This window comes from Pseudoxanthomonas jiangsuensis, from assembly GCF_010093185.1.
GTDB classification, from domain to species: domain Bacteria; phylum Pseudomonadota; class Gammaproteobacteria; order Xanthomonadales; family Xanthomonadaceae; genus Pseudoxanthomonas; species Pseudoxanthomonas jiangsuensis.
This window is the reverse complement of sequence record NZ_PDWL01000012.1, coordinates 66,004-91,453: the sequence shown is the minus strand read 5'-3', so window position 1 is coordinate 91,453 and position 25,450 is coordinate 66,004. Positions and strand designations below refer to the sequence as shown.

Annotated in this window: 17 protein-coding genes and 1 pseudogene; 11 read left to right on the top strand and 7 right to left on the bottom strand. The window is 70.7% G+C overall.

The features are described 5' to 3' along the window. Positions 1 to 67 precede the first annotated feature (67 nt). Positions 68 to 3,208, bottom strand: a complete 3,141-nt coding sequence (locus tag CSC62_RS09320) for an Rne/Rng family ribonuclease (RefSeq protein WP_162405914.1) — start codon at positions 3,206 to 3,208, stop codon at positions 68 to 70. A gap of 422 nt (positions 3,209 to 3,630) precedes the next feature. On the opposite strand from CSC62_RS09320, the gene CSC62_RS09315 reads away from it, so the two are divergent. Further along, positions 3,631 to 4,593: an RluA family pseudouridine synthase gene (locus CSC62_RS09315; RefSeq protein WP_162405913.1), complete on the top strand. Its 963-nt coding sequence runs from the start codon at positions 3,631 to 3,633 to the stop codon at positions 4,591 to 4,593. 18 nt (positions 4,594 to 4,611) lie between these two features. On the opposite strand, the gene zupT is transcribed toward CSC62_RS09315, so the two are convergent. Genes zupT through CSC62_RS09300 form a run of 3 tightly spaced genes read right to left on the bottom strand, consistent with a single transcriptional unit; the run spans position 4,612 to position 6,242 of the window. Further along, complete coding sequence (gene zupT, locus CSC62_RS09310) at positions 4,612 to 5,421, bottom strand: zinc transporter ZupT (RefSeq protein ID WP_162405912.1); 810 nt, start codon at positions 5,419 to 5,421, stop codon at positions 4,612 to 4,614. Positions 5,422 to 5,472: 51 nt separating this feature from the next. Further along, positions 5,473 to 5,895: an energy transducer TonB gene (locus CSC62_RS09305; protein ID WP_162405911.1), complete on the bottom strand. Its 423-nt coding sequence runs from the start codon at positions 5,893 to 5,895 to the stop codon at positions 5,473 to 5,475. After that, a complete protein-coding gene (locus tag CSC62_RS09300; RefSeq protein ID WP_162405910.1) occupies positions 5,892 to 6,242 on the bottom strand; it encodes a 4a-hydroxytetrahydrobiopterin dehydratase in 351 nt (116 codons plus the stop codon). Before CSC62_RS09300 ends, CSC62_RS09305 begins: the two co-directional genes overlap by 4 nt. A gap of 113 nt (positions 6,243 to 6,355) precedes the next feature. Here CSC62_RS09300 and CSC62_RS09295 point away from each other — a divergent pair, with 113 nt between their 5' ends. The 6 genes and pseudogenes from CSC62_RS09295 (at position 6,356) to CSC62_RS09270 (ending at position 15,107) form a co-directional block, all read left to right on the top strand. Next, positions 6,356 to 6,952 carry an NfuA family Fe-S biogenesis protein gene (locus CSC62_RS09295; protein WP_162405909.1) on the top strand — a complete coding sequence of 199 codons (597 nt, stop codon included), beginning with the start codon at positions 6,356 to 6,358 and terminating at the stop codon, positions 6,950 to 6,952. Positions 6,953 to 7,003: 51 nt separating this feature from the next. Then, complete coding sequence (locus CSC62_RS09290; protein WP_246194318.1) at positions 7,004 to 8,785, top strand: hypothetical protein; 1,782 nt, start codon at positions 7,004 to 7,006, stop codon at positions 8,783 to 8,785. Positions 8,786 to 8,844: 59 nt separating this feature from the next. Beyond that, positions 8,845 to 9,973, top strand: a protein-coding gene (gene prfB, locus CSC62_RS09285) for a peptide chain release factor 2 (protein WP_162405907.1) whose coding sequence is annotated in 2 segments (ribosomal slippage) — positions 8,845 to 8,919 and positions 8,921 to 9,973 — 1,128 coding nt in all. Because the reading frame shifts where the segments join, the coding sequence is not laid out codon by codon here. 133 nt (positions 9,974 to 10,106) lie between these two features. Further along, a complete protein-coding gene (gene lysS, locus CSC62_RS09280) occupies positions 10,107 to 11,633 on the top strand; it encodes a lysine--tRNA ligase (RefSeq protein ID WP_162405906.1) in 1,527 nt (508 codons plus the stop codon). Positions 11,634 to 11,845: 212 nt separating this feature from the next. After that, positions 11,846 to 12,916: pseudogene (locus CSC62_RS09275) on the top strand (HD-GYP domain-containing protein); the annotation flags it as partial. After that, complete coding sequence (locus CSC62_RS09270) at positions 12,909 to 15,107, top strand: ATP-binding protein (RefSeq protein ID WP_162405904.1); 2,199 nt, start codon at positions 12,909 to 12,911, stop codon at positions 15,105 to 15,107. The pseudogene CSC62_RS09275 and the gene CSC62_RS09270, both read left to right, overlap by 8 nt. A gap of 112 nt (positions 15,108 to 15,219) precedes the next feature. On the opposite strand, the gene CSC62_RS09265 is transcribed toward CSC62_RS09270, so the two are convergent. Continuing rightward, complete coding sequence (locus CSC62_RS09265) at positions 15,220 to 16,089, bottom strand: crotonase/enoyl-CoA hydratase family protein (protein WP_162405903.1); 870 nt, start codon at positions 16,087 to 16,089, stop codon at positions 15,220 to 15,222. A 185-nt stretch (positions 16,090 to 16,274) separates the two neighbouring features. Then, positions 16,275 to 17,975, bottom strand: a complete 1,701-nt coding sequence (locus CSC62_RS09260; RefSeq protein ID WP_162405902.1) for a long-chain fatty acid--CoA ligase — start codon at positions 17,973 to 17,975, stop codon at positions 16,275 to 16,277. A gap of 165 nt (positions 17,976 to 18,140) precedes the next feature. On the opposite strand from CSC62_RS09260, the gene CSC62_RS09255 reads away from it, so the two are divergent. Next, complete coding sequence (locus CSC62_RS09255; protein WP_246194314.1) at positions 18,141 to 18,545, top strand: nuclear transport factor 2 family protein; 405 nt, start codon at positions 18,141 to 18,143, stop codon at positions 18,543 to 18,545. 474 nt (positions 18,546 to 19,019) lie between these two features. Here CSC62_RS09255 and acnA read toward each other — a convergent pair whose 3' ends face one another. Beyond that, positions 19,020 to 21,773 carry an aconitate hydratase AcnA gene (gene acnA / locus CSC62_RS09250; protein ID WP_162405900.1) on the bottom strand — a complete coding sequence of 918 codons (2,754 nt, stop codon included), beginning with the start codon at positions 21,771 to 21,773 and terminating at the stop codon, positions 19,020 to 19,022. 239 nt (positions 21,774 to 22,012) lie between these two features. On the opposite strand from acnA, the gene CSC62_RS09245 reads away from it, so the two are divergent. The 3 genes from CSC62_RS09245 to acnB all read left to right on the top strand — a co-directional run bounded on the left by CSC62_RS09245 (position 22,013) and on the right by acnB (position 25,372). Beyond that, the gene (locus CSC62_RS09245; RefSeq protein ID WP_162405899.1) at positions 22,013 to 22,309 is read left to right on the top strand and encodes an AbrB/MazE/SpoVT family DNA-binding domain-containing protein; all 297 of its coding nucleotides are present in this window, start codon (positions 22,013 to 22,015) and stop codon (positions 22,307 to 22,309) included. Then, positions 22,306 to 22,713, top strand: a complete 408-nt coding sequence (locus CSC62_RS09240) for a type II toxin-antitoxin system VapC family toxin (protein WP_162405898.1) — start codon at positions 22,306 to 22,308, stop codon at positions 22,711 to 22,713. The genes CSC62_RS09245 and CSC62_RS09240 overlap by 4 nt, the downstream gene beginning before the upstream one ends. Before the next feature lie 67 nt (positions 22,714 to 22,780). Continuing rightward, positions 22,781 to 25,372: a bifunctional aconitate hydratase 2/2-methylisocitrate dehydratase gene (gene acnB, locus CSC62_RS09235; protein ID WP_162405897.1), complete on the top strand. Its 2,592-nt coding sequence runs from the start codon at positions 22,781 to 22,783 to the stop codon at positions 25,370 to 25,372. Positions 25,373 to 25,450 lie beyond the last annotated feature (78 nt).

Below are 25,450 nucleotides of genomic sequence, written 5' to 3'. Positions count from 1 at the left end.
CGCAGGGGCAGGGTGGCGCAAGGCCGGGCCGGGCTCCCGCGCATGACGCGCGGGAGCCGGCGGTGCGTCAGGCGGCCGGACGCGGGACGTCGTCGCCTTCTTCGGTTTCGTCCTTGCTGGCCGGTGCCTGCTCCGGTGCCGCGGCAACGGCATTGTCGGCTGCGACCGGGACCTCGGCTTCGGCCGATGCGGTCGTCGCGCCGATCGGGCCGGCGGGCGGCAAGGCATCGAACAGGCCGGCGGTGGTGAACACCGGGGCCGGAGCGGCGCTGGCCGGGGACTCCCCGGCTGGCGTGGCAGGCTCGGACGCCTCCGCTGCCGGCGGCACGGAGGGGCTGTCCTCGCTGGCCGTGGCCAGCGCGGCGGCGTCGGCCGGGGAGGCCAGCGGCGCCGGGTCGACCGGTTCGGCGGCTGCGACCGCGGCGGCGGCAGGTGCCGGGGTCGGTTCGACCGGCTGCGTCTCGGCTTCGACCACCGTCCCGGCCGGGGCCGGGACTTCCGCGGCCTGGACCGCCTGGGTTTCCGGCAGCACGGGTTCCGTGCTGGCGGCATCGGTCACCGCTTCGGTGGCGGTCGGCGGATTCGCTGCTGCGACCTCGACCGGTGCTGAGTCCGTGGCGGCCGCGACCGCGGCAGGCGCAGGAGTCGGCGCCGGCGCGATGTCGTCGAAATCGAACTCCGGCTGGCCGGCGGTGCTGATCGTGGCCGCCGGCTGGCCGGCGTCGGTCGCCTCGGTGCCGTCGGAGTCGTCGTCCGCGGCGTCGAGTGCGTCCAGCGCGTCGCCGGCCTCGTCCTGGCCGTTCTCGCCCAGCACGCCGGCACCCTCGCCCCCGCGGCGGCGGCGGCGGCCGCCGCGACGGCCACGACGGCGGCGGCTACCGCCTTCGGTGGCGGCTTCGTCGCCGGCTGCGGCTTCACCGTCGGTCACGGCGGCAGCCGCGACCAGGGCCGGATCGACCGCGGTGTCGGCGGGTGCGGGGACGGCATCGGCGAGCACCGGCGTGGCGGCGGTAGCGACCGCAGCGGTGGCGGCAATCGGGCTCGTGGCCGCGGTTTCGGCGGCGGCCGGGGCCTTCACCGGTTCCTCGCCACGCGGCCGCTGGGACGGCTGGCGGTTCTGCGCGGCTTCGGCGCCGGCCTCGACCTGCTGGGCCGGCCTTGGCTGGCGGTTCGGGTTCTGCTGTTTCTGCGTGGGCTGCGAGGCCTTGCCGGCCTGGGGCTGGCCCTGCTGCTGGATGCCCTTCTCGCTCTTCTCGCCCTTCTGCGGCTGCTGGCGCTCCTGGCGTTCCTGCCTGGGCTGCTGCGGCTTCTGCTCGCCGCCCTTGCCCTGGCCACGCTGCTTCTGCTGCTGGCCGCGGCCGCCCTGGCCGGCCTGGCCCTCGCTGCGGCCGTCACGACCGTCGCGGCGACGCTCCTGGCGGTTGCCGCGGTTGTTGTTCTCGCTGCGCTCGGGCGCGGCGGCCGGCGTGGCCTCGGCCGCGCCGAACAGCCGCTTGAGGAAGCCGACCACGCCGCCGGAGGCCGGAGCCGCGACCGTCGCGCGCGGCGCCGGGGCGGGCGCGGCGACCGCAGCCGGCGCTTCCTCGCGTTCCTCGCGCACCGGGGCCGGGCGCGGCGGGGCCACGCGGGTCACCGCCGGCGGCGGCGGGATGTTGAGCTGGGCCTTGGTCAGTGCGTGCACCGGCAGCTTGCGCGGGGTGCCGCGCTGGTAGCTGGGCTTGCCGCTTTCCTCGCCCAGCTCGTTCTCGCGCAGGCGGGTGACTTCGTAGTGCGGGGTATGCAACTGCTCGTCGGCCACAATAATTATCGGCGCGTCGTGGCGGGTCTCGATCTCGCGCAGCGCGCTGCGCTTCTCGTTGAGCAGGAAGTTGGCGATCTCCACCGGGGCCTGGACCAGCACCTGCCCGGTGTTCTCCTTCATCGCGTGCTCCTCGGCGACGCGGATGATCGACAGCGACAGCGATTCCACGCTGCGCATGCGGCCGTGGCCCTCGCAGCGCGGGCAGACGATCTGGCTGGATTCGCCCAGGCTGGCGCGCAGGCGCTGGCGGCTCATCTCCATCAGGCCGAAGCGCGAGATCCGGCCCAGCTGGACCCGGGCGCGGTCGTACTTGAGCGCGCCCTGCAGGCGGTCCTCGACCGCGCGCTGGTGCTTGGTCGAGGACATGTCGATGAAGTCGATCACCACCAGGCCGCCGAGGTCGCGCAGGCGCAGCTGGCGGGCCACTTCCTCGGCCGCCTCCAGGTTGGTGTGGAACGCGGTCTCCTCGATGTCACCGCCCTTGGTGGCGCGTGCGGAGTTGACGTCGATCGCGGTCAGGGCCTCGGTCTGGTCGATCACCAGGGCGCCGCCGGAGGGCAGGCGGATGGTGCGCTCGTAGGCGTTCTCGATCTGCGACTCGATCTGGAAGCGGTTGAACAGCGGGATGTCGTCGGTGTAGTGCTTGAGCTTGCGCAGGCTCTGCGGCATCACCTGCGACATGAACTCGCGCGCGTCGTTGTACATCTCCTCGGTGTCGACCAGGATCTCGCCGATGTCGGCGCGCAGGTAGTCGCGCAGGGCGCGGATGATCAGCCGGCTTTCCTGGTAGATCAGGAACGGGGCCGGCTTGCTCAGCGCGGCCTCGGCGATCGCGCGCCAGGCGGCCAGCAGGTAGTCCAGGTCCCACTGCAGCTCTTCGGCGTCGCGGCCGACGCCGGCGGTGCGGATGATCACGCCCATGTCGTCGGGGATGTTCAGCGCGTCCATGGCGCGCTTGAGCTCGGCCCGGTCCTCGCCCTCGATTCGGCGCGAGACCCCGCCGGCGGTCGGCGAATTGGGCATCAGCACCATGTAGCGGCCGGCCAGGGAGATGAACGTGGTCAGGGCCGCGCCCTTGTTGCCGCGCTCGTCCTTGTCGATCTGGACCACCACTTCCTGGCCCTCGCGCAGCAGCTCGCGGATGCCGGCCTTGTTCGGGTCGACCCCGGCCTGGAAGTAGTCGCGGGAGATTTCCTTCAGCGGCAGGAAGCCGTGGCGCTCGGCGCCGTACTCGACGAAGGCGGCCTCCAGCGAGGGTTCGAGCCGGGTGATGCGGCCCTTGTAGATGTTGGACTTCTTCTGTTCCTTGGACGGCTGTTCGATGTCGATGTCGTACAGGTTCTGGCCGTCGACGATGGCCACGCGCAGCTCTTCGGCCTGCGTGGCGTTGATCAGCATTCGCTTCATGGTGCGTTCCTTGCGCTCTACCGCGCGGAACGCCGGGCGTTGGCCGACTGGAATCCCGCCTTGCTTCGCGGCGGGGGCCGGAGGCGGCAGGCGGGCTTCGCCGCCCCTCGCGCATGGCGCGTCCGGGCGGATCCTGGTTTCCAGCGCTGCAACACCACGGCGGGCCGCGGGAGCGCTTGTTGTATTGCCTATGGGTACAGCGGGCCGGCGGCGCGGACGCCACGCGGGACATGTTCAGCTACCGGTGCTCTGACCCACCGGGCCATGGCCGGGCCTGCCGGCAAGCCGCTAACATGGCCGCCCCGGGGGCGGTGGTCGCGTGCTGTACCGGGATCGCGGGAAGCCCGGGCTTTCGGCCCTGCAGCTTCTTCCAGCGGAATCAAACCCTTACATGACCCCCCGAGTCTAACAGATAGTCGCCGATGACCGATACCGCCCCCAGCCGGGCCGGCGCCCGCACCGTGAAGGTGCCGGACGACCGCGATGGCCAGCGCCTGGACAACTTCCTGCTCGGCCAGCTCAAGGGCGCCCCGCGCAGCCTGGTCTACAAGCTGGTGCGCAGCGGCCAGGTCCGCGTGAACGGCGGCCGGGCCAAGGCCGAGCGCAAGCTGGCGGGCGGCGACGAGGTCCGGATCCCGCCCGTACGGCTGGAAGGGGAGGCCGAGCGCGGCACCCCGGCGCCGGGGCTGCTGCAGCGGATCGAGGCGGCGATCGTGTTCGAGGACGCACGCCTGCTGGTGCTGGACAAGCCTTCCGGGGTGGCCAGCCATGGCGGCAGCGGCATCTCCTTCGGCGCGATCGAGACCCTGCGGGCCTTGCGTCCGGGCCAGACCCTGGAGCTGGCCCATCGCCTGGACCGGGACACCTCGGGGGTGCTGGTGGTGGCCAAGAAGCGCTCGGCCCTGGCCGAGCTGCAGGCGCTCATGCGCGAAGGCGGGGCGGGCGGCGGCATCCGCAAGCGCTACCTGACCCTGCTGACCGGGCGGATGCCGGACGGGACGATGAGCGTGGATGCGCCCCTGCACGTGGGCCTGCGCCAGGGCGGGGAGCGGCACGTGCAGGTCAACCATGACGGCAAGCCGTCGCTGAGCCATTTCCGGCTGCTGGAGCGGCGCGGCGGGCAGTCCTATTGCGAGGTGCGGATCGAGACCGGCCGCACCCACCAGATCCGGGTGCATGCGCAGCACATCGGCCATGCGGTGGCTGGGGACGACAAGTACGGCGATCCGGAAGCCAACCGGCGGCTGCGCGACAAGGCGGGCCTGCGGCGGCTGTTCCTGCACGCTGCGTCGCTGGAGTTCACCCTCGACGACGGGCGCACGGCCTACACCCTCAACGCCCCGCTGGCCCCGGAACTGCGCGAGGTGCTGGACCGGCTGGACTGACCGTCTCGGCCGGCGGCCTCACCACTTGAACAGCACCAGGCTCACCGCCAGCACGCCCATGCCGCTGACCAGGCCGTAGACCGTCTCGTGGCCCTTGGCGTAACGCTTGGCCGCCGGTAGCAGTTCGTCGATGGCCAGGAACACCATCACCCCGGCGATCACCCCGAACACCGCCCCGAACACCGCCTCCGACAGCACGCTCGACAGCAGCCCGTAGCCGATCGCCGCGCCCACCGGCTCGGCCAGGCCCGACAGCAGGCTGGCGATGAAGGCGTAGGTCTTGCTGCCGGTGGCGTAGTAGACCGGCACCGCGATGGCGATGCCCTCGGGGATGTTGTGGATGGCGATGGCGAACGCCAGCGGCAGTCCCACCGCCGGGCTTTCCAGGGTGGCGAAGAACGTGGCCAGGCCCTCGGGGAAGTTGTGCGCGGTGATCGCCACCGCGGTCATCAGCCCGACCCGGCGGATGTAGTCGCGGTTGTGCTCGCGCAGGTCCGGATCGTCGGTGGTCAGGCTGTCGTGCGGGTTGGGGACAAGCCGGTCGATCAGCATGATCGCCACCATCCCGCCCAGGAAGGCGAGGGTGGCGCAGGTGAAGCCCATCTTCGCCCCGTAGGCCACGGTGAACGAGGCGATCGACTTGTTGAGGATCTCCGACAGCGACACGTACACCATCGCGCCGCCGGCGAAGGCCAGGCCGAAGGCGAGCAGGCGCGGGTTGGGACCCTTGGCGAAGATCACCAGCAGGCTGCCCAGGCCGGTGGCCAGGCCGGCGGCCAGGGTCACCGCCAGGGCGACGAGGACGTAGGAGGTCGAAGCGTCAAGCATGCGGCGATGGCCTTCCTTGGAGGGGCGGATCCTGCGGGATGGACAGGGAGGTCACTGCGTCGGCGCGCGGCCGGCGTCCAGGGCGAAGCATTCGTCCGGGCGCACCTGCGGCACGGTGAAGCTCACCGGCACCTGGATGGTCTGGGCCGCCGGCTGGCCGCCGCGGGTGGCTGGCTTGAACTTCCAGCCCTGCACGGCCTCGCGCGCCAGCCGGTCCAGGTCGTCGCTGCCGCTGCCGCGGACCAGGTCGATCCGGGTCGGGCTGCCGGCCGGGCCGACCTCGACCTTGAGCACGCTCTGGCCGCCGACTCCGGCGCAGGCCAGCGCGATGGGGTATTGCGGCGGCGGGGTGTCCAGTGCGGCGACCTCGGTCGGGGGCTGCGCCGGCGGCGCGGGCGGGGCCTGCCCGCCGCAGGCGGCCAGCGACAGGACGGCGGCGAGGGCGGCCAGCGGCGGTACGGAATGGCGGTTCATGCGCGTTCCTCCAGGAGGGCGGCGGCCTTGGCCGCGCAGATGAAGTCGTTCTCGCTCAGGCCGCCGACGTCGTGGGTCGAGAAGCGGACCACGCAGCGGTCGTAGTGCACGCCCAGGTCGGGGTGGTGGTCCTCGCGGTGGGCGATCCAGGCCAGGGCGTTCACGAAGGCCAGGGTGCGGTGGTAGTCCTCGAAGCGGAAGGTGCGGACCAGGGCGCGGCCTTCCTCGGCCAGCTCCCAGCCGGGGACCTGCGGCAGCAGTTCGGCCACCCGGGCCTGGCCGAGCCGGTGCTCGTGGCCGCGGCGGGGCAGGCAGTGCGCCCGGGCGAGCGGGATCAGGTCGGTCATGGCGGCGGTCCTCCATCGGCTCGGGGAGACGTGAGCGGGCCGCGACTGAACGGCCGTGGCGGCCGTGGCGGATCGGCTGCGGACGCTCACCGGGTCGGGGCTAGAATACCCGCATGATCAACATCTCAGACACCGCGCAGGCCCACTTCCGCAAGCTGATCGAACGCGAGGCCGTCCCCGGCCTGGGCGTGCGCCTGAGCGCCGTGCATCCGGGTACTCCGCAGGCCGATGCGCGGCTGGAATTCGCCGAGCCGGCCGAACTGGCCGGCGACGAGTGGGCGGTGGACTGCGAAGGCTTCACCCTGTACGTGGCCGCCGACAGCGTGGCCTGGCTGGACGGCGCCGAGATCGACTACGTCTACCAGGGCACCGGCGCACAGCTGACCATCCGCGCGCCGAAGATCAAGGGCGAGGCCCCGGCCGATTCGGCCTCTTTGGTCGAGCGCGTGCGCTGGGTGATGGACAACGAGGTCAACCCGCAGCTGGCCTCGCACGGCGGCCGTGCCACGGTCCAGGAGGTGTCGGCCGAGGGCGTGGTCCTGCTGCGTTTCGGCGGCGGCTGCCACGGCTGCGGCATGGCCGACGTCACCCTCAAGCAGGGCATCGAGAAGACCCTGATCGCGCGCGTGCCCGGCGTGACCGCGGTGCGCGACGCCACCGACCACGATAGCGGTGCGGCGCCCTACATGCCGCGCGGCAACGCAGCCTAGGCCGGCCTCCCGCATGCGCCCGGCGCAGACAGGCCTCGTGGTGGCTTGCCGGTGACGCGGGCCGCCGAGATCGTCGCGGCGCTCAACGCGCGTTACGGCGCGCGCATGCTGGTCGAGCGCGCCACCGGCCTGCCGTACGGCTGGGCCCTGTGGATGAAGTCGCTGCCGCGGCTGCCGGCGCGGCCGCATGCGCGCGCGGCCGAGATCGAGACCTTGCTGGCGCAGCGCGGCCCGGTGCCGCCGGCGCGGGGCGAGGAGCTTTCGCCGGGGCAGGCATTCCTGGCCCTGTTCCGCCAGAGCTGGTGGCCGGCGCCGCGCGAGGAGCGTCCCATGCGCTGGGTCTCGCGCCTGGGCACGTTCATCCTGCACCTGCTGTTCCTGGCCCTGCTGGCGTGGATGGCCTGGATGCAGTCGCTGCCGCCGCCGGACCCGCCCGAGGCCGGCGGTGGTGGCGAGCGGATCGGGATCGGCTTCGTCGGTCGTGGCGATCCGGGCACGCCGGCCGCGAGCGGCGACCCGTCGGCGGCGGCGACGGCCGATGAAGCCACCGCGCAGGCCGCGGCCGTGGCCGAACCGTCGGCCCCAGCCTCGTCCGCGACCGCGCCGGCCGAGGCGGTGGCCGAGGAGCTGGCGGCCCCCCCCGTGACGATGCCGGAACTGCCGGCTACGCTGCCGGCCATGCCGGAGCCCGTGGAGGCCCAGGTCGCCGAACGCGAGGTGCCGCAGCCGGTCGAGCGGCCCGTGGAGGCGCCCGCCGCGGAGCAGCCCGTCCAGGTGACCGAGGTCGAGCAGCCCACGATCGACTACGTGCTGCCGCCGCCGACCCTGCGCGAGGTCCAGCCGCGGCGACCGGCCGAGCTCCAGGTCCGGCCGCGCGAGGTAGCGGTGGTGGAGGCGCCAACGGTGCCTTCGCCGCGGGCGCGGGAGATCGACGTGGCGGTGCCGCGACCGGCCGAACCGCAACTGCGCCAGCGCGAGGTCGACGAACCCTTGCCCGAGCTGCGGCAGGCCACGGCGGTGCGCGCGCCGGTGGTGGATCCGCAGTTGCGGCGCGCGCCCGAAGGCAATGTGCGCCAGCGCGAGGTGGCGATGCCGTCGCCTGCTCCCTCGCCGGTCCCGGCGCCCGCTGCGGCGTCGCCATCCTCTGCATCCGCAGGCCAAGCCCGGGCCGCGGCGCCGGCCGGCAGTCCGGGCACGGCGGCACGCGAATCGCGTGCACCGGGAGCGGCGAGCGCCGCTGCGGCCGCGCGACCCGCGCCGGGCGATGGCTGGGAGCGTGCGCTGGCCGGCGACGACTGGGGCCAGGCCCGCGAAGGCCAGGCCCGGCCGGGCGGTTCGGCGCCGGGGCTGTTCGACGGCCAAGGCCGGGTGCGCCTGCCGGGCCAGGGCGAGGGACCCGGCCAGGGCGAGGGCCGGGGGCCGGGACAGGGGCCCGGCGAAGGTCCGGGCGAAGGCGTCGCCGACCGCGGCGCGCCGGGCGGCGACAACGACAGCTGGACCCGCGAGCGCTTCGACCAGTCCGGCACCTGGCTCAAGCGGCCGCCCAGCGACTACCAGGCCACCAGCTTCGACCGCTACTGGGTGCCGAACGAGTCCCTTCTGGCCGAATGGGTGCGCAAGGGCATCAAGTCGGTGGCGATCCCGATCCCGGGCGGCAACGGCCGCAAGCTCAACTGCGTGGTTTCGCTGCTGCAGCTGGGCGGCGGCTGCGGCATCAGCAACGACAACATGAACGAGCAGCCGGCGCAGGGGCGCCCGCCGCCGGACATCCCGTTCAAGCAGGAGCTGCAGGAAGACAACGGCAGCGCCCCGGCCCCGCAGGACGGCGGCTAGGGCGGCACCCGGCCATCCTGCTAGAATCTGCGGCCGTTTTTCCTGCCTCCGCCCCCGCCATGATCGAGCTCAATCCCGTCCGCCAGCGCATCGCCGACCTCACCGGTCGGGTGGTCTCGCTCCGGGGGTATCTTTGACTACGACGCCAAGAAGGAGCGTCTGGAAGAAGTAAACCGCGAACTGGAGCTGCCCAACGTCTGGGACGATCCCGAACGCGCCCAGGGCCTGGGCCGCGAGCGCTCTTTGCTGGAGAAGACCGTCGGCGGCATCGCCTCGGTGCTGGAAGGCCTGGAAGGCTCGACCGAACTGCTGGAGCTGGCCGAGAGCGAGCAGGACGAGGACACCGCGCTGGCGGTGGTCGCCGACGGCGACCGCTTCGAGAAGCACATCGAATCGCTGGAATTCCAGCGCATGTTCTCCGGCAAGATGGACGCCTCCAACGCCTTCGTCGACATCCAGGCCGGCGCCGGCGGCACCGAGGCCCAGGACTGGGCCGAGATCCTTTTGCGCATGTACCTGCGCTGGTGCGAGTCGCGCGGCTGGAAGACCGAGCTGATGGAGGCCAGCGGCGGCGACGTCGCCGGGATCAAGTCGGCTACCCTGCGGGTGGAAGGCGACTTCGCCTACGGCTGGCTGAAGACCGAGACCGGCGTGCACCGGCTGGTGCGCAAGTCGCCGTTCGATTCGGACAACCGCCGCCACACCAGTTTCACCTCGGTGTTCGTCTCGCCCGAGGTCGACGACAACATCGACATCGAGATCAATCCGGCCGACCTGAAGACCGACGTGTACCGCTCCTCGGGTGCCGGCGGCCAGCACGTGAACAAGACCGAGTCGGCGGTGCGCATCACCCACGTGCCGACCGGGATAGTGGTCGCCTGCCAGACCGGCCGCAGCCAGCACCAGAACCGCGACAACGCGATGAAGATGCTGGCGGCCAAGCTCTACGAGCTGGAGATCCAGAAGCGCAATGCCGAGCGCGACGCGGTCGAGGCGACCAAGTCCGACATCGGCTGGGGCAGCCAGATCCGCAACTACGTGCTCGACCAGAGCCGGATCAAGGACCTGCGCACCGGGATCGAGCGCAGCGACACCCAGAAGGTACTCGACGGCGACCTGGACGAGTTCGTCGAGGCCAGCCTCAAGGCCGGCCTGGAGGCTGGCGCCAAACGGTCCGACGCGGCTTGACGCGTCGGGGCCGCAAGGCCCCCACGCCAGGCACCGCGTCCGTATCCTCCCCCGACGAGATGCCCGGTGCCGCGATGCGGATGCCGGGCCCCTGCTTCCCTGGAATACGACCTTCCGGCATCCGATCGACACCATGACCCAGCCCACCGACACCGCCCCGTCCGCCCCGGTCGACGAGAACCACCTGATCGCCGAGCGCCGCGCCAAGCTCGCCGCCCTGCGCACCCAGGGCGTGGCCTTCCCCAACGACTTCAAGCGCGCCGACTACGCCGGCGACCTGCAGGCCGAGTTCGCCGACGCGGAAGCCTGGACCGCCGAGGCGCTGGAAGCCCTGCCGCGCACCGTGGCGGTCGCCGGCCGGCTGATGGCCAAGCGGGTGATGGGCAAGGCCAGCTTCGCCCAGGTGATGGACGAGTCGGGGAAGATCCAGCTGTTCCTGCAGGGCAGTGTGCTGGGCGAGGCCTACGAGGCGTTCAAGTCGTTCGACGTGGGCGACATCGTCGCGGTCGAGGGCGGGCTGACCCGCACCCGCACCGGCGAGCTGTCGGTCAAGGCGACCTCGTTGCGACTGCTGACCAAGTCCTTGCGGCCGCTGCCGGACAAGTGGCACGGCCTGAGCGACGTGGAGCAGCGCTACCGCCAGCGCTACGTCGACCTGATCGTCACCCCCGAGGCGCGCGAGGTGTTCGTCAAGCGCTCGAAGATCATCCGCGCGATCCGCGAGTGGCTGGACACCCGCCGCTTCCTGGAAGTGGAGACGCCGATGATGCACTACATCCCCGGCGGCGCCACGGCGAAGCCCTTCGTCACCCACCACAACGCGCTGGACCTGCAGCTGTACCTGCGGGTGGCGCCGGAGCTGTACCTCAAGCGGCTGGTGGTCGGCGGCCTGGAGCGGGTCTACGAGATCAACCGCAACTTCCGCAACGAGGGGGTGTCGACCCGGCACAACCCCGAGTTCACGATGCTGGAGCTGTACGAGGCCTACGCCACCTACCACGAGGTCATGGACCTGACCGAGAACGTTATCCGCGACACCGCGGCGTCGGTGCTGGGCACCACCCAGGTGGAGTGGGAGGGGCAGGCGATCGACCTGGGCCCGAGGTTCCGTCGCTGGCGCATGGACGAGGCGGTGCGCCACCACAACCCGGAGATCTCGGCGGCCGACTGCACCGACCGCGAGGCGCTCTGGCGCCACTGCGAGCGGCTGAAGATCAGGGTCAAGCCGTCGTACGGCTGGGGCAAGCTTTTGCTGGAGATCTTCGAGGCCACGGTCGAGCACACCCTGGTCCAGCCGACCTTCATCACCGACCATCCGGTCGAGGTCTCGCCGCTGGCCCGCGCCTCCGACACCGAGGCCGGCTACACCGACCGCTTCGAGCTGTTCATCAACGGCAAGGAGATCGCCAACGGCTTCTCCGAGCTGAACGACCCCGAGGACCAGGCCGCGCGCTTCCAGGCTCAGGTCGAGGCCAAGGAGGGCGGCGACGACGAGGCCATGCACTACGACGCCGACTACATCCGCGCGCTGGAATACGGCATGGCCCCGACCGGCGGCCTGGGCATCGGCATCGACCGCCTGGTGATGCTGCTGACCGGCAGCACCTCGATCCGCGACGTGCTGCTGTTCCCGTACATGCGGCCCGAGCAGGCCGGCTGAGGCCCGCGGGCCGGGGCGGGTCGGGCCCACTGCGATGGTCTGTCGCAGCCTGGCTTGACCTCCCTGGCACGCTTCCTGCGTGTTTCCCAGGGCCAGCCGGCGGCGGCCTCATGCCCGCCGCCGTCGCATGGCGGGGGGCGACCATGGATGCGGGCACGGCCAATACCGCGTTATTCTCCGCCGCTCAGGCGGGACGGAGCGGGGCGGACAGGGACTTGGACATCGTCATCGTCGACGACCAGGCATCGGCGCGCACGATGCTGCGCCACATTATCGAGGACATCGCCTCGGAACTGGCCGTGCACGACTTCGGCGACGCCCGCCAGGCCCTGGCCTGGTGCGACGACAACCCCACCGACCTCCTGCTGCTGGACTACCGGATGCCGGGCATGGACGGGCTGGAGTTCGCCCGCCGTTTCCGGCGCATGCCCAAGCACCGCGACATCCCGATCGTGCTGATCACCGTGGTCGGCGACGAGCCGGTGCGCCAGGCGGCGCTGGAAGCCGGGGTGATCGATTTCCTGGTCAAGCCGGTCCGTCCGCGCGAGCTGCGCGCCCGCTGCCACAACCTTCTGCAGCTGCGGCAGCAGACCGAGACGGTCAAGCAGAGGGCGCTGTCGCTCGAGCAGAGGCTGCTGTCGAGCATGCACGAGGTCGAGGAGCGCGAGCGCGAGACCCTGTCGCGGCTGGCGCGGGCGATCGAGTTCCGGGACGCGGGCACCAGCGCCTTCCTGGAGCGGATGTCGCGGGTGGCCGGGCTGATCGCCGAGGGCCTGGGCCTGGCGGAAGACGACGTGCGCATCATCGAGATGGCCGCACCCTTGCACGACATGGGCAAGATCGCCATCCCCGACGCGGTGCTGATGAAGCCGGGCAAGCTGGAAGAGGACGAGATGGCGGTCATGCGCCGGCATCCGCGGATCGGCTACGAGCTGCTGGCCGGCAGCCAGAACCGCTTCATCCAGGTCGGCGCGCTGATCGCCCTGCGCCACCACGAGCGCTACGACGGCAGCGGTTATCCCGACGGCCTGGCCGGCGAGGCGATCCCGCTGGAGGCGCGGATCGTGGCGGTGGCCGACGTGTTCGACGCGCTGATCTCGCCGCGGCCCTACAAGGAGGCCTGGACGATCGACGCGGCCCTGGCCTGGCTCTACGCCCAGCGCGGGCGCCTGTTCGATCCGCATTGCGTGGACGCGCTGATGCGCGGGCGCGAGCGCCTGCTGCAGATCTGCGAGCAGTGCTCGACCGCATCGGCGCGCCCGGGAGCCGTCGGCCATGCCTGAGCCCATCGCCTGGCTGAAGGCACGCCTGTCGCACCGGCCGGACAGCGAGCACGGCCAGGCGCTGGTGCGGATCGCGCTGATCGTGCTGATCCTGGGCTACGTGCTGCTGCCGTCCTCGCGGGCGGGCCTGGATGCCGACCAGTACCGCGACGTGCTGGCGATCGTGCTCACCGGACTGGGCCTGAGCCTGGGCATCTTCGCTGCATTGCTGGCGCATCCGGCGCGCTCCGACGGGCGCCGGGCGGTGGGCATGCTGGCCGACTACGGGCTGATGGCCGCCGGCATGATCCGGATGGGCGAGCCGCTGGCCTGGATCTACGTGGTGATCATGTGGGTGACGGTCGGCAACGGCCTGCGCTACGGCAACCGCTACCTGCTGCTGGCGGTGGCCATGGCCCTGGCCAGCTTCGGCACGGTGCTGGCGCTGACCGAGTACTGGGCCCAGCCGGCGGTCCGCGGCCTGGGGCTGGGCCTGCTCGCCGGCCTGGCCGCGGTGCCCTTGTACCTGTCGAGCCTGCTGCGGCAGCTGACCCGCGCCACCGAGGAGGCGCGCCGCGCCAGCGAGGCCAAGAGCCGCTTCCTGGCCAACATGAGCCACGAGTTCCGGACTCCGCTCAACGGCCTGGCCGGGATGTCCGAACTGCTGGCCACCACCCGCCTGGACGACGAGCAGCGCGAATGCGTGCGCACCATCCAGGCCTCCAGCCGCAGCCTGCTGGCGCTGGTGGAGGATGTGCTCGACATCTCGGCGATCGAGGCCGGCAAGCTCAAGCTGGACCTGGAGGATTTTTCGCCGCGCGAGCTGCTGGCCGGGATCGGCCTGATCCTGCAGCCGCAGGCCCGGGCCAAGAAGCTGGACTACCTGGTGGTGATCGACGAGCAGGTGCCCGAGCTGGTGCGCGGCGACGCCGGCCACCTGCGCCAGGTGCTGCTGAACCTGGTCGGCAACGCGGTCAAGTTCACCGACCAGGGCCGGGTCCGGGTCGACGTGGTGCAGTTGCCGGCCGCGGCCGACGATCCGCGCGTGCGCCTGCGCTTCAGCGTCACCGATACCGGCATCGGCGTGCCCGAGGCCATGCGCGAGCGGCTGTTCGACGCGTTCGAGCAGGCCGACGGCAGCCTGGCCCGGCGCTACGGCGGTACCGGCCTGGGGACGACCATCGCCAAGGGCCTGGCCGAGGCCATGGGCGGGCGGATCGGGTTCGAGAGCACGGCCGAGCGCGGCAGCAGGTTCTGGGTCGAGGTCCCGTTCGCCACGCCGGCGCCGCCGCGGCGCACGCCGGCGTTCGACCAGGCCGCGACCACGGCGGCCGGCGAGGCCGCGGATGGCGGCGACAACGTGATCGCCTTCGCCGACCCGTTCCTGCGCCACCGCGCGCGGGTGCGCAGCATGCAGCTGCTGGTGGCCGACGACTACGAGGCCAACCGCATGGTCCTGCAGAGGCTGTTGCAGAAGGCCGGGCACCGGGTGACCAGCGTGGGCGGCGGCGAGGAGGTGCTCGACGCGCTGGCCGCCGCCGAGTACGACGCGGTGGTCGTGGACCTGCACATGCCCGGGGTCAGCGGCCTGGACCTGCTGCGCCAGCTGCGGGTGATGCAGGCCGGCAGCGCCGGCGCGCGCACGCCGGTGGTGGTGCTCAGCGCCGACGTCACCCCCGAATCGATCCAGCGCTGCGAGCAGGCCGGGGCCTACGCCTTCCTGGCCAAGCCGGTGGCGGCCGGGCGCCTGCTCGAGGTGCTGGCCGACATCGCCGCCCAGCGCGGCCGTCGCGGCGCGGCGCTGGCGTCGCGGCCGGCCGCGGTCGAGGCGGCGGTCGCCGACGGCGTGCTCGACACCTCGGTGCTGGACGAACTGGCGGCGATGGGCATGGGCATCGAATTCGAGCGCGAGTTCGTCGCCCACTGCCTGGCCGACGCCGACGGCTGCATCGGGGCGATGAGCCATGCCGGCGAATCCGCCGACTGGGCGCGCCTGCGCGACCATGCGCACGCGATCAAGGGCGTGGCCGCGAACATGGGCCTGGTGCGGGTGGCCGAGCAGGGCAGCGACCTGATGCGCCTGCCCGATTGGCAGGTGCGCAACGAATGGCGCCAGCGCATCGCCCTGCTCAATGCCGCCCTGACCCAGGGCCGGGAAGCGCTGGCGGTGCGCCTGCGCGGCATCGAAGACGTGCGCGACGGCGAGAGCTGAGAACGGCCGCGGCTATCCGCCGCCGCAAAAACAAAGGCCCGGCATCCTGCCGGGCCCGATCATCCCCCCTGTGTGCCATCCCTGGTCCGGTACTGGGACCTCGCGGCAGAGATCAGGCGGCGTCGGCGCTGGCCCTGCGGGTCTGGGCGCGCACGATCCGCTCCATCGTCCGCAGCGCCTTGTCGCCCAGCGCCAGCGCGGTGTCGACCCAGACCTCGGTGATGCCCATCAGTTCGTCGTAGCTGACCGGCTGGCCGATCCGGCGCACGGCGTTCATCGCCAGGTGCGAGTGCGGCGCGCGCTGGTGCTGGCGGATCAGGTCCTGGACCGCGCGTTCGCCCTGGCCCTTGGGCACCAGCACGTCGACCACGCCGAGCCGGTACATCTCCTCGCTGCTGTAGATCTCGCCGCTGAGGATCATCTTCTCGGCCTGGCGCGCGCTGACCCGCTTGCACAGGAACGAGTACGCGCCCATGCCCGGGAACAGCCCGAACAGCACTTCCGGCAGGCCCATGCCCGCGCCTTCCTCGGCGACGATGGTGTGGCAGGCCAGGGCCATCTCCAGGCCGCCGCCCAGGGCGTCGCCCTGGATCAGGGCCACGGTGTGGATGTCGCCGCCGAAGCCGGTGTGGACGTGGTGCACGCCTTCCACGCAGCGCCGGGCGTAGGCCAGCAGGCGCTCGCGGTTGCCCTCGCGGATCAGGCGCATGAACAGCTCCAGGTCGCCGCCGAGGTTGTAGGCCTGGGCGGCCGAGGCCAGCACGAAGTGACGCAGGCGCCCGGGGCTGCGCTGGGATTCGCGCAGGGTGATGGAGCTCATGTAGCTCCACATGTCCTCCAGCATCTCGAAGCGGCAGCACGGGCGGATGCCCTGGCCGGCGTCGGCGTGCATGTACAGCCAGTGGGCGCTGCCGTCGGCTGGGGTCTGGACGCGGATGGTGGGGTAGTGGTGGACGCGCTGCAGCGGTTCGATCGTGCTCATCGTGATTCTCCGGGGGCAAGGAGCCCGCCGGCAGGGAGCAGCGGGCTAGGGTGGCCCGGGCGATGCTACACCTGAACGGAGAATTAAAGGCACGTGGCCGGCAGGGCGCCGGCCGTGCGTTGCGGCTGCCGATCCCGCACCAGGGGATCCCGGAGCTGGCGGGAATCCCCTTGGGTGCCGCTGCCTCAGTGCGCCGGTTCGGCCGCCGCCTTGGCCGGGGCGTCGCGTAGTTCCTTGCGCAGGATCTTGCCGACGTTGCTCTTCGGCAGCTCGGTCCGGAATTCGATCTGGCGCGGCTGCTTGTAGCCGGTCAGCGTCTCCCGGCAGTAGGCCTTGACCTGCTCGGCGGTGAGCGAGGGGTCCTTCTTGACCACGAACAGCTTCACCGCCTCGCCCGAGCGCTCGTCCGGTATGCCGACCGCGGCCACCTCGAGCACGCCCGGCATCGCCGCGACCACGTCCTCGACCTCGTTCGGATACACGTTGAAGCCCGAGACCAGGATCATGTCCTTCTTGCGGTCGACGATGTAGACGAAGCCCTGGGCGTCGATCCGGGCCATGTCGCCGGTGTGCAGCCAGCCGTCGGCGTCGATCACCTTGGCCGTCTCCTCCGGCTTCTGCCAGTAGCCCTTCATCACCTGCGGGCCCTTGACGCACAGCTCGCCGACTTCGCCGGCCGGCACCAGGTTGCCGTCGTCGTCCTTGAAGCAGACGTCGGTTGAAGGAATTGGCAGGCCGATGGCGCCGTTGAACGCCTGCAGGTCCAGCGGGTTGATGCATACCGCCGGCGAGGTCTCGGTCAGGCCGTAGGCCTCGACCAGGGTCACCCCGGTCACTTCCTTCCAGCGCTCGGCCACCGCGCGCTGCACCGCCATGCCGCCGCCCAGGGTGACCTTGAGCGAGGAGAAGTCCACCTCGCCGAAACCGGGGGTGTTGAGCAGGCCGTTGAACAGGGTGTTGACCCCGGTGATCGCGGTGAAGCGGGTGCCCTTGAGCTCCTTGACGAAGCCGGGCATGTCGCGCGGGTTGGTGATCAGGTGGTTGAGCCCGCCCAGCTCCATGAAGACCAGGCCGTTCGCGGTCAACGCGAAGATGTGGTACAGCGGCAGGGCGGTGATGATCACCTCCTCGCCGCGCTTGAGGTCGTTGGCGCCCAGCCAGGCCGAGGCCTGCTGCATGTTCGCCACCAGGTTGCGATGGGTCAGCATCGCGCCCTTGGCCACGCCGGTGGTGCCGCCGGTGTACTGCAGGAAGGCGATGTCGCCCGGGTCGATGTCCACCTGCGGCAGCGGATGGCGCTTGCCGGCGGCCAGCGCTTCGCGGAAGCGGACCGCGCCGGGGATGTCGTAGTCCGGCACCATCTTCTTGATGTACTTGAGCACGAAGTTGACGATCGCTCCCTTGGGGAAGCCGATCATGTCGCCCAGGCCGGTGGTGATCACCTGCTTGAGCGGGGTGTCGGCCAGCACTTCCTGCACGGTGTGGCCGAAGTTGTCGACCACCACGATCGCCGCCGCGCCGGCGTCGACCAGCTGGTGCTTGAGCTCGCGGGCGGTGTACAGCGGGTTGACGTTCACCACGGTCAGGCCGGCGCGCAGGATGCCGAAGGTGGCGATCGGGTACTGCAGGCAGTTGGGCATCATCAGGGCGACGCGGTCGCCCTTCTTCAGGCCCAGCTCGCCCAGCAGGTAGGCGGCGAACTGCGCGCTCAGCGCGTCGACCTGGGCGTAGGTCAGTTCCTTGCCGAAGTTGCGGTAGGCCGGGCGGTCGCCATAGCGCGAGGCCGAGGCCGCGAACACGGCGGCGACGGAGCGGTATTCGTCGGGGTCGATCGTGGCGGGCACGCCTTTCGGATAGCTCTGCAGCCAAGGACGATCCGGACTCATTGCGCCTCCCTCCGAGGTGGTGTTCTTTATGTGCATCCCGGGCTGCAGGCGGCGGATGGGCTTGGCTGCAGCGCGGATGCGAGCATACCGTTCCGGATGGAAAAGGCGAAGCGCATGGAAACCGAAGCGGACAGACGCACGGGCAGAGGGTGGGCAGGGTGGGGTGTGCTGGTGCTGTTGGCGCTGCTCGCGGCCTGCGCGCGGACCCCGCCGGAACAGCGGCTGCGCGAGCAGTTGGGCGCGATGCAGGCGGCGCTGGAGGAGCGCCGTGCCGGCGATTTCATGGACGGAGTGGCCGCCGATTTCAGCGGCAATGGCGGCATCGATCGTGCTGCGTTGCAGCAGGTGGTGCGCGCGCAGCTGCTGGCAAACGCCAGCGTCGGCTTGACCTTGGGTCCGGCCGACGTCCGGCTGCAGGGCGACCGGGCCACGGTGCGCTTCAGCGCCGTGGCCACCGGCGGCCACGGCCGCTTCCTGCCCGAGCGCGCAAATGCCTGGGAGGTGACCACCGGCTGGCGCGACGAGGACGGCCAGTGGCGGCTGTACTACGCCGACTGGAAGCCGCGCTGAGCCGGATCCACCCGGAAGCTACGCCGCTTTCCTCGCGGCCAGCTGGCGCAGCACGTACTGCAGCAGGCCGCCGTGGTGGGTGAGCTACGGCCGCTTGCGCGGCACTGCCGCGCGGTCGTGGCGAACGCCCCGCGCCTTGGGCGGGGCGGGGCTTCCGCCCGTTCCGGAGGTTACGCCGCCTTCCTCGCGGCCAGCTGGCGCAGCACGTACTGCAGCAGGCCGCCGTGGTGGGTGAGCTACGGCCGCTTGCGCGGCACTGCCGCGCGGTCGTGGCGAACGCCCCGCGCCTTGGGCGGGGCGGGGCTTCCGCCCGTTCCGGAGGTTACGCCGCCTTCCTCGCGGCCAGCTGGCGCAGCACGTACTGCAGCAGGCCGCCGTGGTGGGTGAGCTACGGCCGCTTGCGCGGCACTGCCGCGCGGTCGTGGCGAACGCCCCGCGCCTTGGGCGGGGCGGGGCTTCCGCCCGTTCCGGCGGTTACGCCGCCTTCCTCGCGGCCAGCTGGCGCAGCACGTACTGCAGCAGGCCGCCGTGGCGGAAGTACTCCACTTCCTTCGGCGTCAGCAGTAGCACGTGCAGCTCGAACGCCACCACCGTGCCGTCGGCCTTGCGCGCGGTGACCTGCGCGGTCTTGCTGGCGCCGTCGGCCAGGCCGGCGATGTCGAACACCTCGGTGCCGTCCAGCCCCAGCGACTGCGCGTTCTGGCCGTCCTTGAACTGCAGGGGCAGCACGCCCATGCCAACCAGGTTGGAGCGGTGGATGCGCTCGAAGCTCTCGGCGATCACCGCCTTGACCCCCAGCAGGTTGGTGCCCTTGGCCGCCCAGTCGCGCGAGGAACCGGTGCCATACTCCTTGCCGGCGATCACCAGCAAGGGCGTGCCTTCGCCCTTGTAGCGCATAGCCGCGTCGTAGATCGACATCTTCTCCGCGGGCTGCGCGCCGAAGTACAGGGTGTTGCCGCCTTCCTCGCCGCCGAAGAACAGGTTCTTGATCCGGATGTTGGCGAAGGTCCCGCGGACCATGACGTCGTCGTTGCCGCGGCGGCTGCCGTAGCTGTTGAAGTCGGCCGGCTGCACCCCGCGCGACTGCAGGAAGCGCCCGGCGGGCGAATCCTTCTTGATGTTGCCGGCCGGGGAGATGTGGTCGGTGGTGATCGAGTCGCCGAACAGTCCCAGCACCCGCGCGCCGTGGATGTCGGCGATGTTGCCGACCGCCATCGTGATGCCGTCGAAGTAGGGCGGGTTCTTGATGTAGGTCGAGTCCGCGTCCCAGGCGTACAGGCCGCCGTCGGGCGATTCGATCGTGTTCCAGCGGCTGTCGCCCTTGAACACGTCGGCGTAGTTCTGCTTGAACATTTCCGGGCCGATGGTGGCGGCGATCACGTCGCCGATCTCCTTGCTGCTCGGCCAGATGTCACGGAGGAACACCGGCCGCCCGTCATGGCCCAGGCCCAGCGGCTCGGTGGTCAGGTCGATGTCGGTGGTGCCGGCCAGGGCGTAGGCCACCACCAGCGGCGGCGAGGCCAGGTAGTTCATCTTCACTTCGGGATGCACGCGGCCCTCGAAGTTGCGGTTGCCCGACAGCACCGAGGTCACCACCAGGTCGCCGGCGGCGATCCCGGCGCTGACTTCCTGCGGCAAAGGCCCGGAGTTGCCGATGCAGGTGGTGCAGCCGTAACCGACGATGTAGAAGCCGACCTTCTCCAGTTCCTTCAGCAGCCCGGCCTTGTCCAGGTAGTCGGTGACCACGCGTGAACCCGGGCCGAGCGAGGTCTTCACCCAGGGCTGGCGGTTGAGGCCGCGCGCGGCGGCGTTGCGCGCCAGCAGGCCGGCGGCGACCATCACCGCAGGGTTGGAGGTGTTGGTGCACGAGGTGATCGCGGCGATCACCACCGCGCCGTCGCGCAGCTTGACCGGGGCACCGTCGATCTCGATGTGGGCCACGCCCTTCTGCAAAGCGTCGTTGCCGACCGCGGCGTTGCCGCCTTCGGCGATGAAGTCGGCCACCTCGGTGCTGCGCTTGTCGCGGCCGGCGGTGAGCAGGGCGACGTTCTCGCGGTAGTTGGCCATCATGTCGCCCAGCAGGACCCGGTCCTGCGGGCGCTTGGGCCCGGCCAGCGAAGGCTTCACCTCGCCCATGTCCAGTTCCAGAGTGCTGCTGTATTGCGCGTGCGGACTGCCGGGCTCGTGCCACAGGCCCTGGGCCTTGGCGTAGGCCTCGACCAGCGCGATCTGCTCCTCGCTGCGGCCGGACAGGCGCAGATAATTCAGGGACTCGCTGTCGATCGGGAAGATGCCGCAGGTGGCGCCGTACTCGGGCGCCATGTTGCCGATGGTGGCGCGGTCGGCCAGCGGCAGGTGCTGCAGGCCGTCGCCGTAGAACTCGACGAACTTGCCGACCACCCCGTGCTTGCGCAGCATCTGGGTCACGGTCAGGACCAGGTCGGTGGCGGTGGCGCCCTCGGGCAGCCGGCCGCTGAGCTTGAAGCCGACCACCTGCGGGATCAGCATCGAGGACGGCTGGCCGAGCATCGCCGCCTCGGCCTCGATCCCACCCACACCCCAGCCCAGCACGCCGATGCCGTTGATCATGGTGGTGTGCGAGTCGGTGCCGAACACGGTGTCCGGGTAGGCCCAGCTCTCGCCGTCCTTCTCTGCGGTCATCACCACCCGGGCCAGGTTCTCCAGGTTCACCTGGTGGACGATGCCGGTGTTGGGCGGCACCACCTTGAAGCCGTCGAAGGCCTTCTGGCCCCAGCGCAGGAAGGCGTAGCGCTCGCGGTTGCGCTCGAACTCGATCTTGCCGTTGAGGTCCAGTGCGGTCGGGGTGCCGAACACGTCCACCTGGACCGAATGGTCGATCACCAGCTCGGAGGGGATCAGCGGATTGATCTGGTCGGCCTGGCCGCCCAGCCGGACCACCGCGTCGCGCATCGCCGCCAGGTCGACCACGCAGGGCACGCCGGTGAAGTCCTGCAGCACCACGCGCGCGGGCATGAAGGCGATCTCGGTGTCCGGTTCGGCCTTCGGGTCCCAGCGCGCGACCGCCTCGATATGGGCGGGCAGGACGGTGACCCCGTCCTCGTGCCGGAGCAGGTTCTCCAGCAGGATCTTCATCGAGTAGGGCAGGCGGCTCAGGTCGAAGCGCTGGCCGAGCCTGGGCAGGCTGGCGTAGCTGTAGCTCTTGCCGCCCAGGTCCAGGCGGTTGCGGGTGGCGAAGGAATCGCGCATGGGCGAGGCTCCTGTGGCTGGGCCGCCAGTCCCGGCGGCTGAAGGGTTCAGGCCATTATCGGCCCGATTGGATGACAGGTCCGTGGTCGCGGCAATTCGCCCTTGGTGGCAGGTTCCCGGACGGCCAGGGACGGCGAACCGGGCCGGGCCATTGTCCGCCCGGATCGCCATGCCGGTTTGAGTATGCATGGGATGGTATGTATCATTGCCGCATACCCCGTCATGTGGAGGAGCTTCCCATGGAAGCCACCGTCGCCGAGCGTGGCCAGATCACCCTGCCCAAGGCCGTGCGCGACGCGCTGGGCCTGAGCAAGGGCAGCGTGCTCAAGGTCGAACTGGATGGCGGCCGCATCATCCTGCGCAAGGACGTGAGCGAGGCACTGCGCAAGGTGCGCGGCAGTCTCAGGCTGGCGGAGGGATTCACCAGCACCGATGAGGCCATGCGCGCCATTCGTGGACGCGCGCCCGGCGATCCGCTGGAGCCGTTCGAGGTGCTGCGCGATCCTTCGGACTGGAAGCCGGACGACCGCACGTGATCGCGCTCGACTCCAATGTCCTGATCGACCTGTTGATCGGGGACAGCACCTACGCCGAATCGTCGGAAGCCTGCATCGGCGAGGCGCTGGCGCATGACGACGTGGTCGTCTGCGAGGCGGTGGTGGCCGAGGTGCAGGCCATGCTCGACACCGCCGACAACCTCATGGACATGCTGTCGCCGCTGGGCATCCGCTACGAACCGCTTTCCGAGACGGCGGCCATGCGTGCCGGGCACATGGGTCAGCGCTTCCGCGCCCGTGGCGGCAAGCGCGAGCGCGTGGTCGCCGATTTCCTCGTCGGCGCGCACGCACTGCTGCAGTGCGACGCGCTGATCACCCGCGACGCCGGTTTTTTCCGCGACTACTACAAGGGCCTGAAGGTCATCGTGCCCAAGGCCACCTGAAAACCGTCTCCCCGCCTGCGCGGGGACGACAAAGCACACCACCGCCGTTTTCCCGGAGTAATCCCCCATGTTGGAAGCCTACCGCCACCACGCCGCAGAGCGCGCCGCGCTCGGGATCCCGCCGCTGCCGCTGTCCGCGCAGCAGACCGCCGACCTGATCGAACTGCTGAAGAACCCGCCGGCCGGCGAGGCGCAGTTCCTGGTCGAGCTGATCACCCACCGCGTGCCGGCGGGCGTGGACGACGCGGCCAAGGTCAAGGCCTCGTACTTGGCCGCGCTGGCCTTCGGCAGCGAAACCAACGCGCTGATCAGCCGCGAGCGCGCCACCGAGCTGCTGGGCACCATGCTCGGCGGCTACAACGTCCATCCGCTGATCGAACTGCTGGACGACGCCCAGGTCGGGGCGATCGCCGCCGACGGCCTGAAGAACACCCTGCTGGTGTTCGACCAGTTCCACGACGTGGAGGAGAAGGCCAGGGCCGGCAATGCCAATGCCCAGGCCGTGCTGCGCAGCTGGGCCGACGCCGAGTGGTTCACCAGCCGCCCGGAAGTGCCGCAGAGCCTGACCATCACCGTGTTCAAGGTGCCGGGCGAGACCAACACCGACGACCTGTCGCCGGCTCCCGACGCCACCACCCGCCCGGACATCCCGCTGCACGCCCTGGCGATGCTGAAGAACAAGCGCGAGGGCGCCCCGTTCGTGCCGGAAGAGGACGGCAAGCGCGGTCCGGTGCAGGCGATCCTCGACCTGAAGAAGAAGGGCCACCTGGTGGCCTACGTCGGCGACGTGGTCGGCACCGGTTCCTCGCGCAAGTCGGCGACCAACAGCGTGCTGTGGTTCACCGGGCAGGACATCCCCTACATCCCGAACAAGCGCTTCGGCGGCGTCTGCCTGGGCTCCAAGATCGCCCCGATCTTCTACAACACCATGGAAGACGCAGGCGCCCTGCCGATCGAGCTGGACGTGTCGCAGATGGAGCACGGCGACGTGGTCGAGCTGCAGCCGTACGCCGGCAAGGCGATCAAGAACGGCGAGGTCATCGCCGAATTCCAGGTCAAGTCCGAAGTGCTGTTCGACGAGGTGCGCGCCGGCGGCCGCATCCCGCTGATCGTCGGCCGTGGCCTGACCGCCAAGGCGCGCGAATCGCTGGGCCTGCCGGCCTCGGACCTGTTCCGCCTGCCGCAGCAGCCGGCCGATTCCGGCAAGGGCTTCTCGCTGGCGCAGAAGATGGTCGGCCGCGCCTGCGGCCTGGCCGAGGGCCAGGGCGTGCGCCCGGGCACCTACTGCGAGCCGAAGATGACCTCGGTCGGTTCGCAGGACACCACCGGGCCGATGACCCGCGACGAGCTGAAGGACTTGGCCTGCCTGGGCTTCTCCGCCGACCTGGTGATGCAGTCGTTCTGCCACACCGCCGCCTACCCCAAGCCGGTGGACGTCAAGACCCACCACACCCTGCCGGAGTTCATCTCCACCCGCGGCGGCATCTCGCTGCGTCCGGGCGATGGCGTGATCCACAGCTGGCTCAACCGCATGCTGCTGCCCGACACCGTCGGCACCGGCGGCGATTCGCACACCCGCTTCCCGGTGGGCATCTCGTTCCCGGCCGGCTCGGGCCTGGTCGCCTTCGCCGCCGCCACCGGCGTCATGCCGCTGGACATGCCCGAGAGTGTGCTGGTGCGCTTCAAGGGCCAGATGCAGCCGGGCGTGACCCTGCGCGACCTGGTCAACGCGATCCCGCTGTACGCGATCAAGCAGGGCCTGCTGACCGTGGCCAAGCAGGGCAAGAAGAACATCTTCTCCGGCCGCATCCTCGAGATCGAGGGCCTGCCGCAGCTGAAGGTGGAGCAGGCGTTCGAGCTGTCCGACGCCTCGGCCGAGCGCTCGGCCGCCGGCTGCACCGTGCGCCTGGACAAGGAGCCGATCATCGAATACCTCAACAGCAACATCACCCTGCTGAAGTGGATGATCGCCGAGGGCTACCAGGACCCGCGCTCGCTGGCGCGCCGGATCAGGAAGATGGAGGAGTGGCTGGCCGACCCGCAGCTGCTGGAACCCGATGCCGACGCCGAGTACGCCGCGGTGATCGAGATCGACCTGGCCGACGTGCACGAGCCGATCGTGGCCTGCCCGAACGACCCGGACGACGTGAAGACCCTGTCCGACGTGGCCGGCGCGACCATCGACGAGGTGTTCATCGGTTCGTGCATGACCAACATCGGCCACTTCCGCGCCGCCGCCAAGCTGCTTGAAGGCAAGCGCGACATCCCGACTCGCCTGTGGGTCGCGCCGCCGACCAAGATGGACGCCAGCGAGCTGACCAAGGAAGGCCACTACGGCACCTTCGGCACCGCCGGCGCGCGCATGGAGATGCCGGGCTGCTCGCTGTGCATGGGCAACCAGGCCCAGGTGCGCGAGGGCGCCACCGTGTTCTCCACCTCGACCCGCAACTTCCCCAACCGCCTGGGCCGCAATTCCAACGTCTACCTGGGCTCGGCGGAACTGGCCGCGATCTGCTCGCGCCTGGGCCGGATCCCGACCAAGGCCGAGTACATGGCCGATATCGGCGTGATCAACGAGAAGGGCGCGGAGATCTACCGCTACATGAACTTCGACCAGATCGAGGAATACCAGGACGTGGCGAAGACCGTCGCGGCCTGATCCACTGTACTGCAGCAAAAAAACGCCCGGCAATGCCGGGCGTTTTTCTTTTGGGACCGGCGGAATCGCCATGGGTTA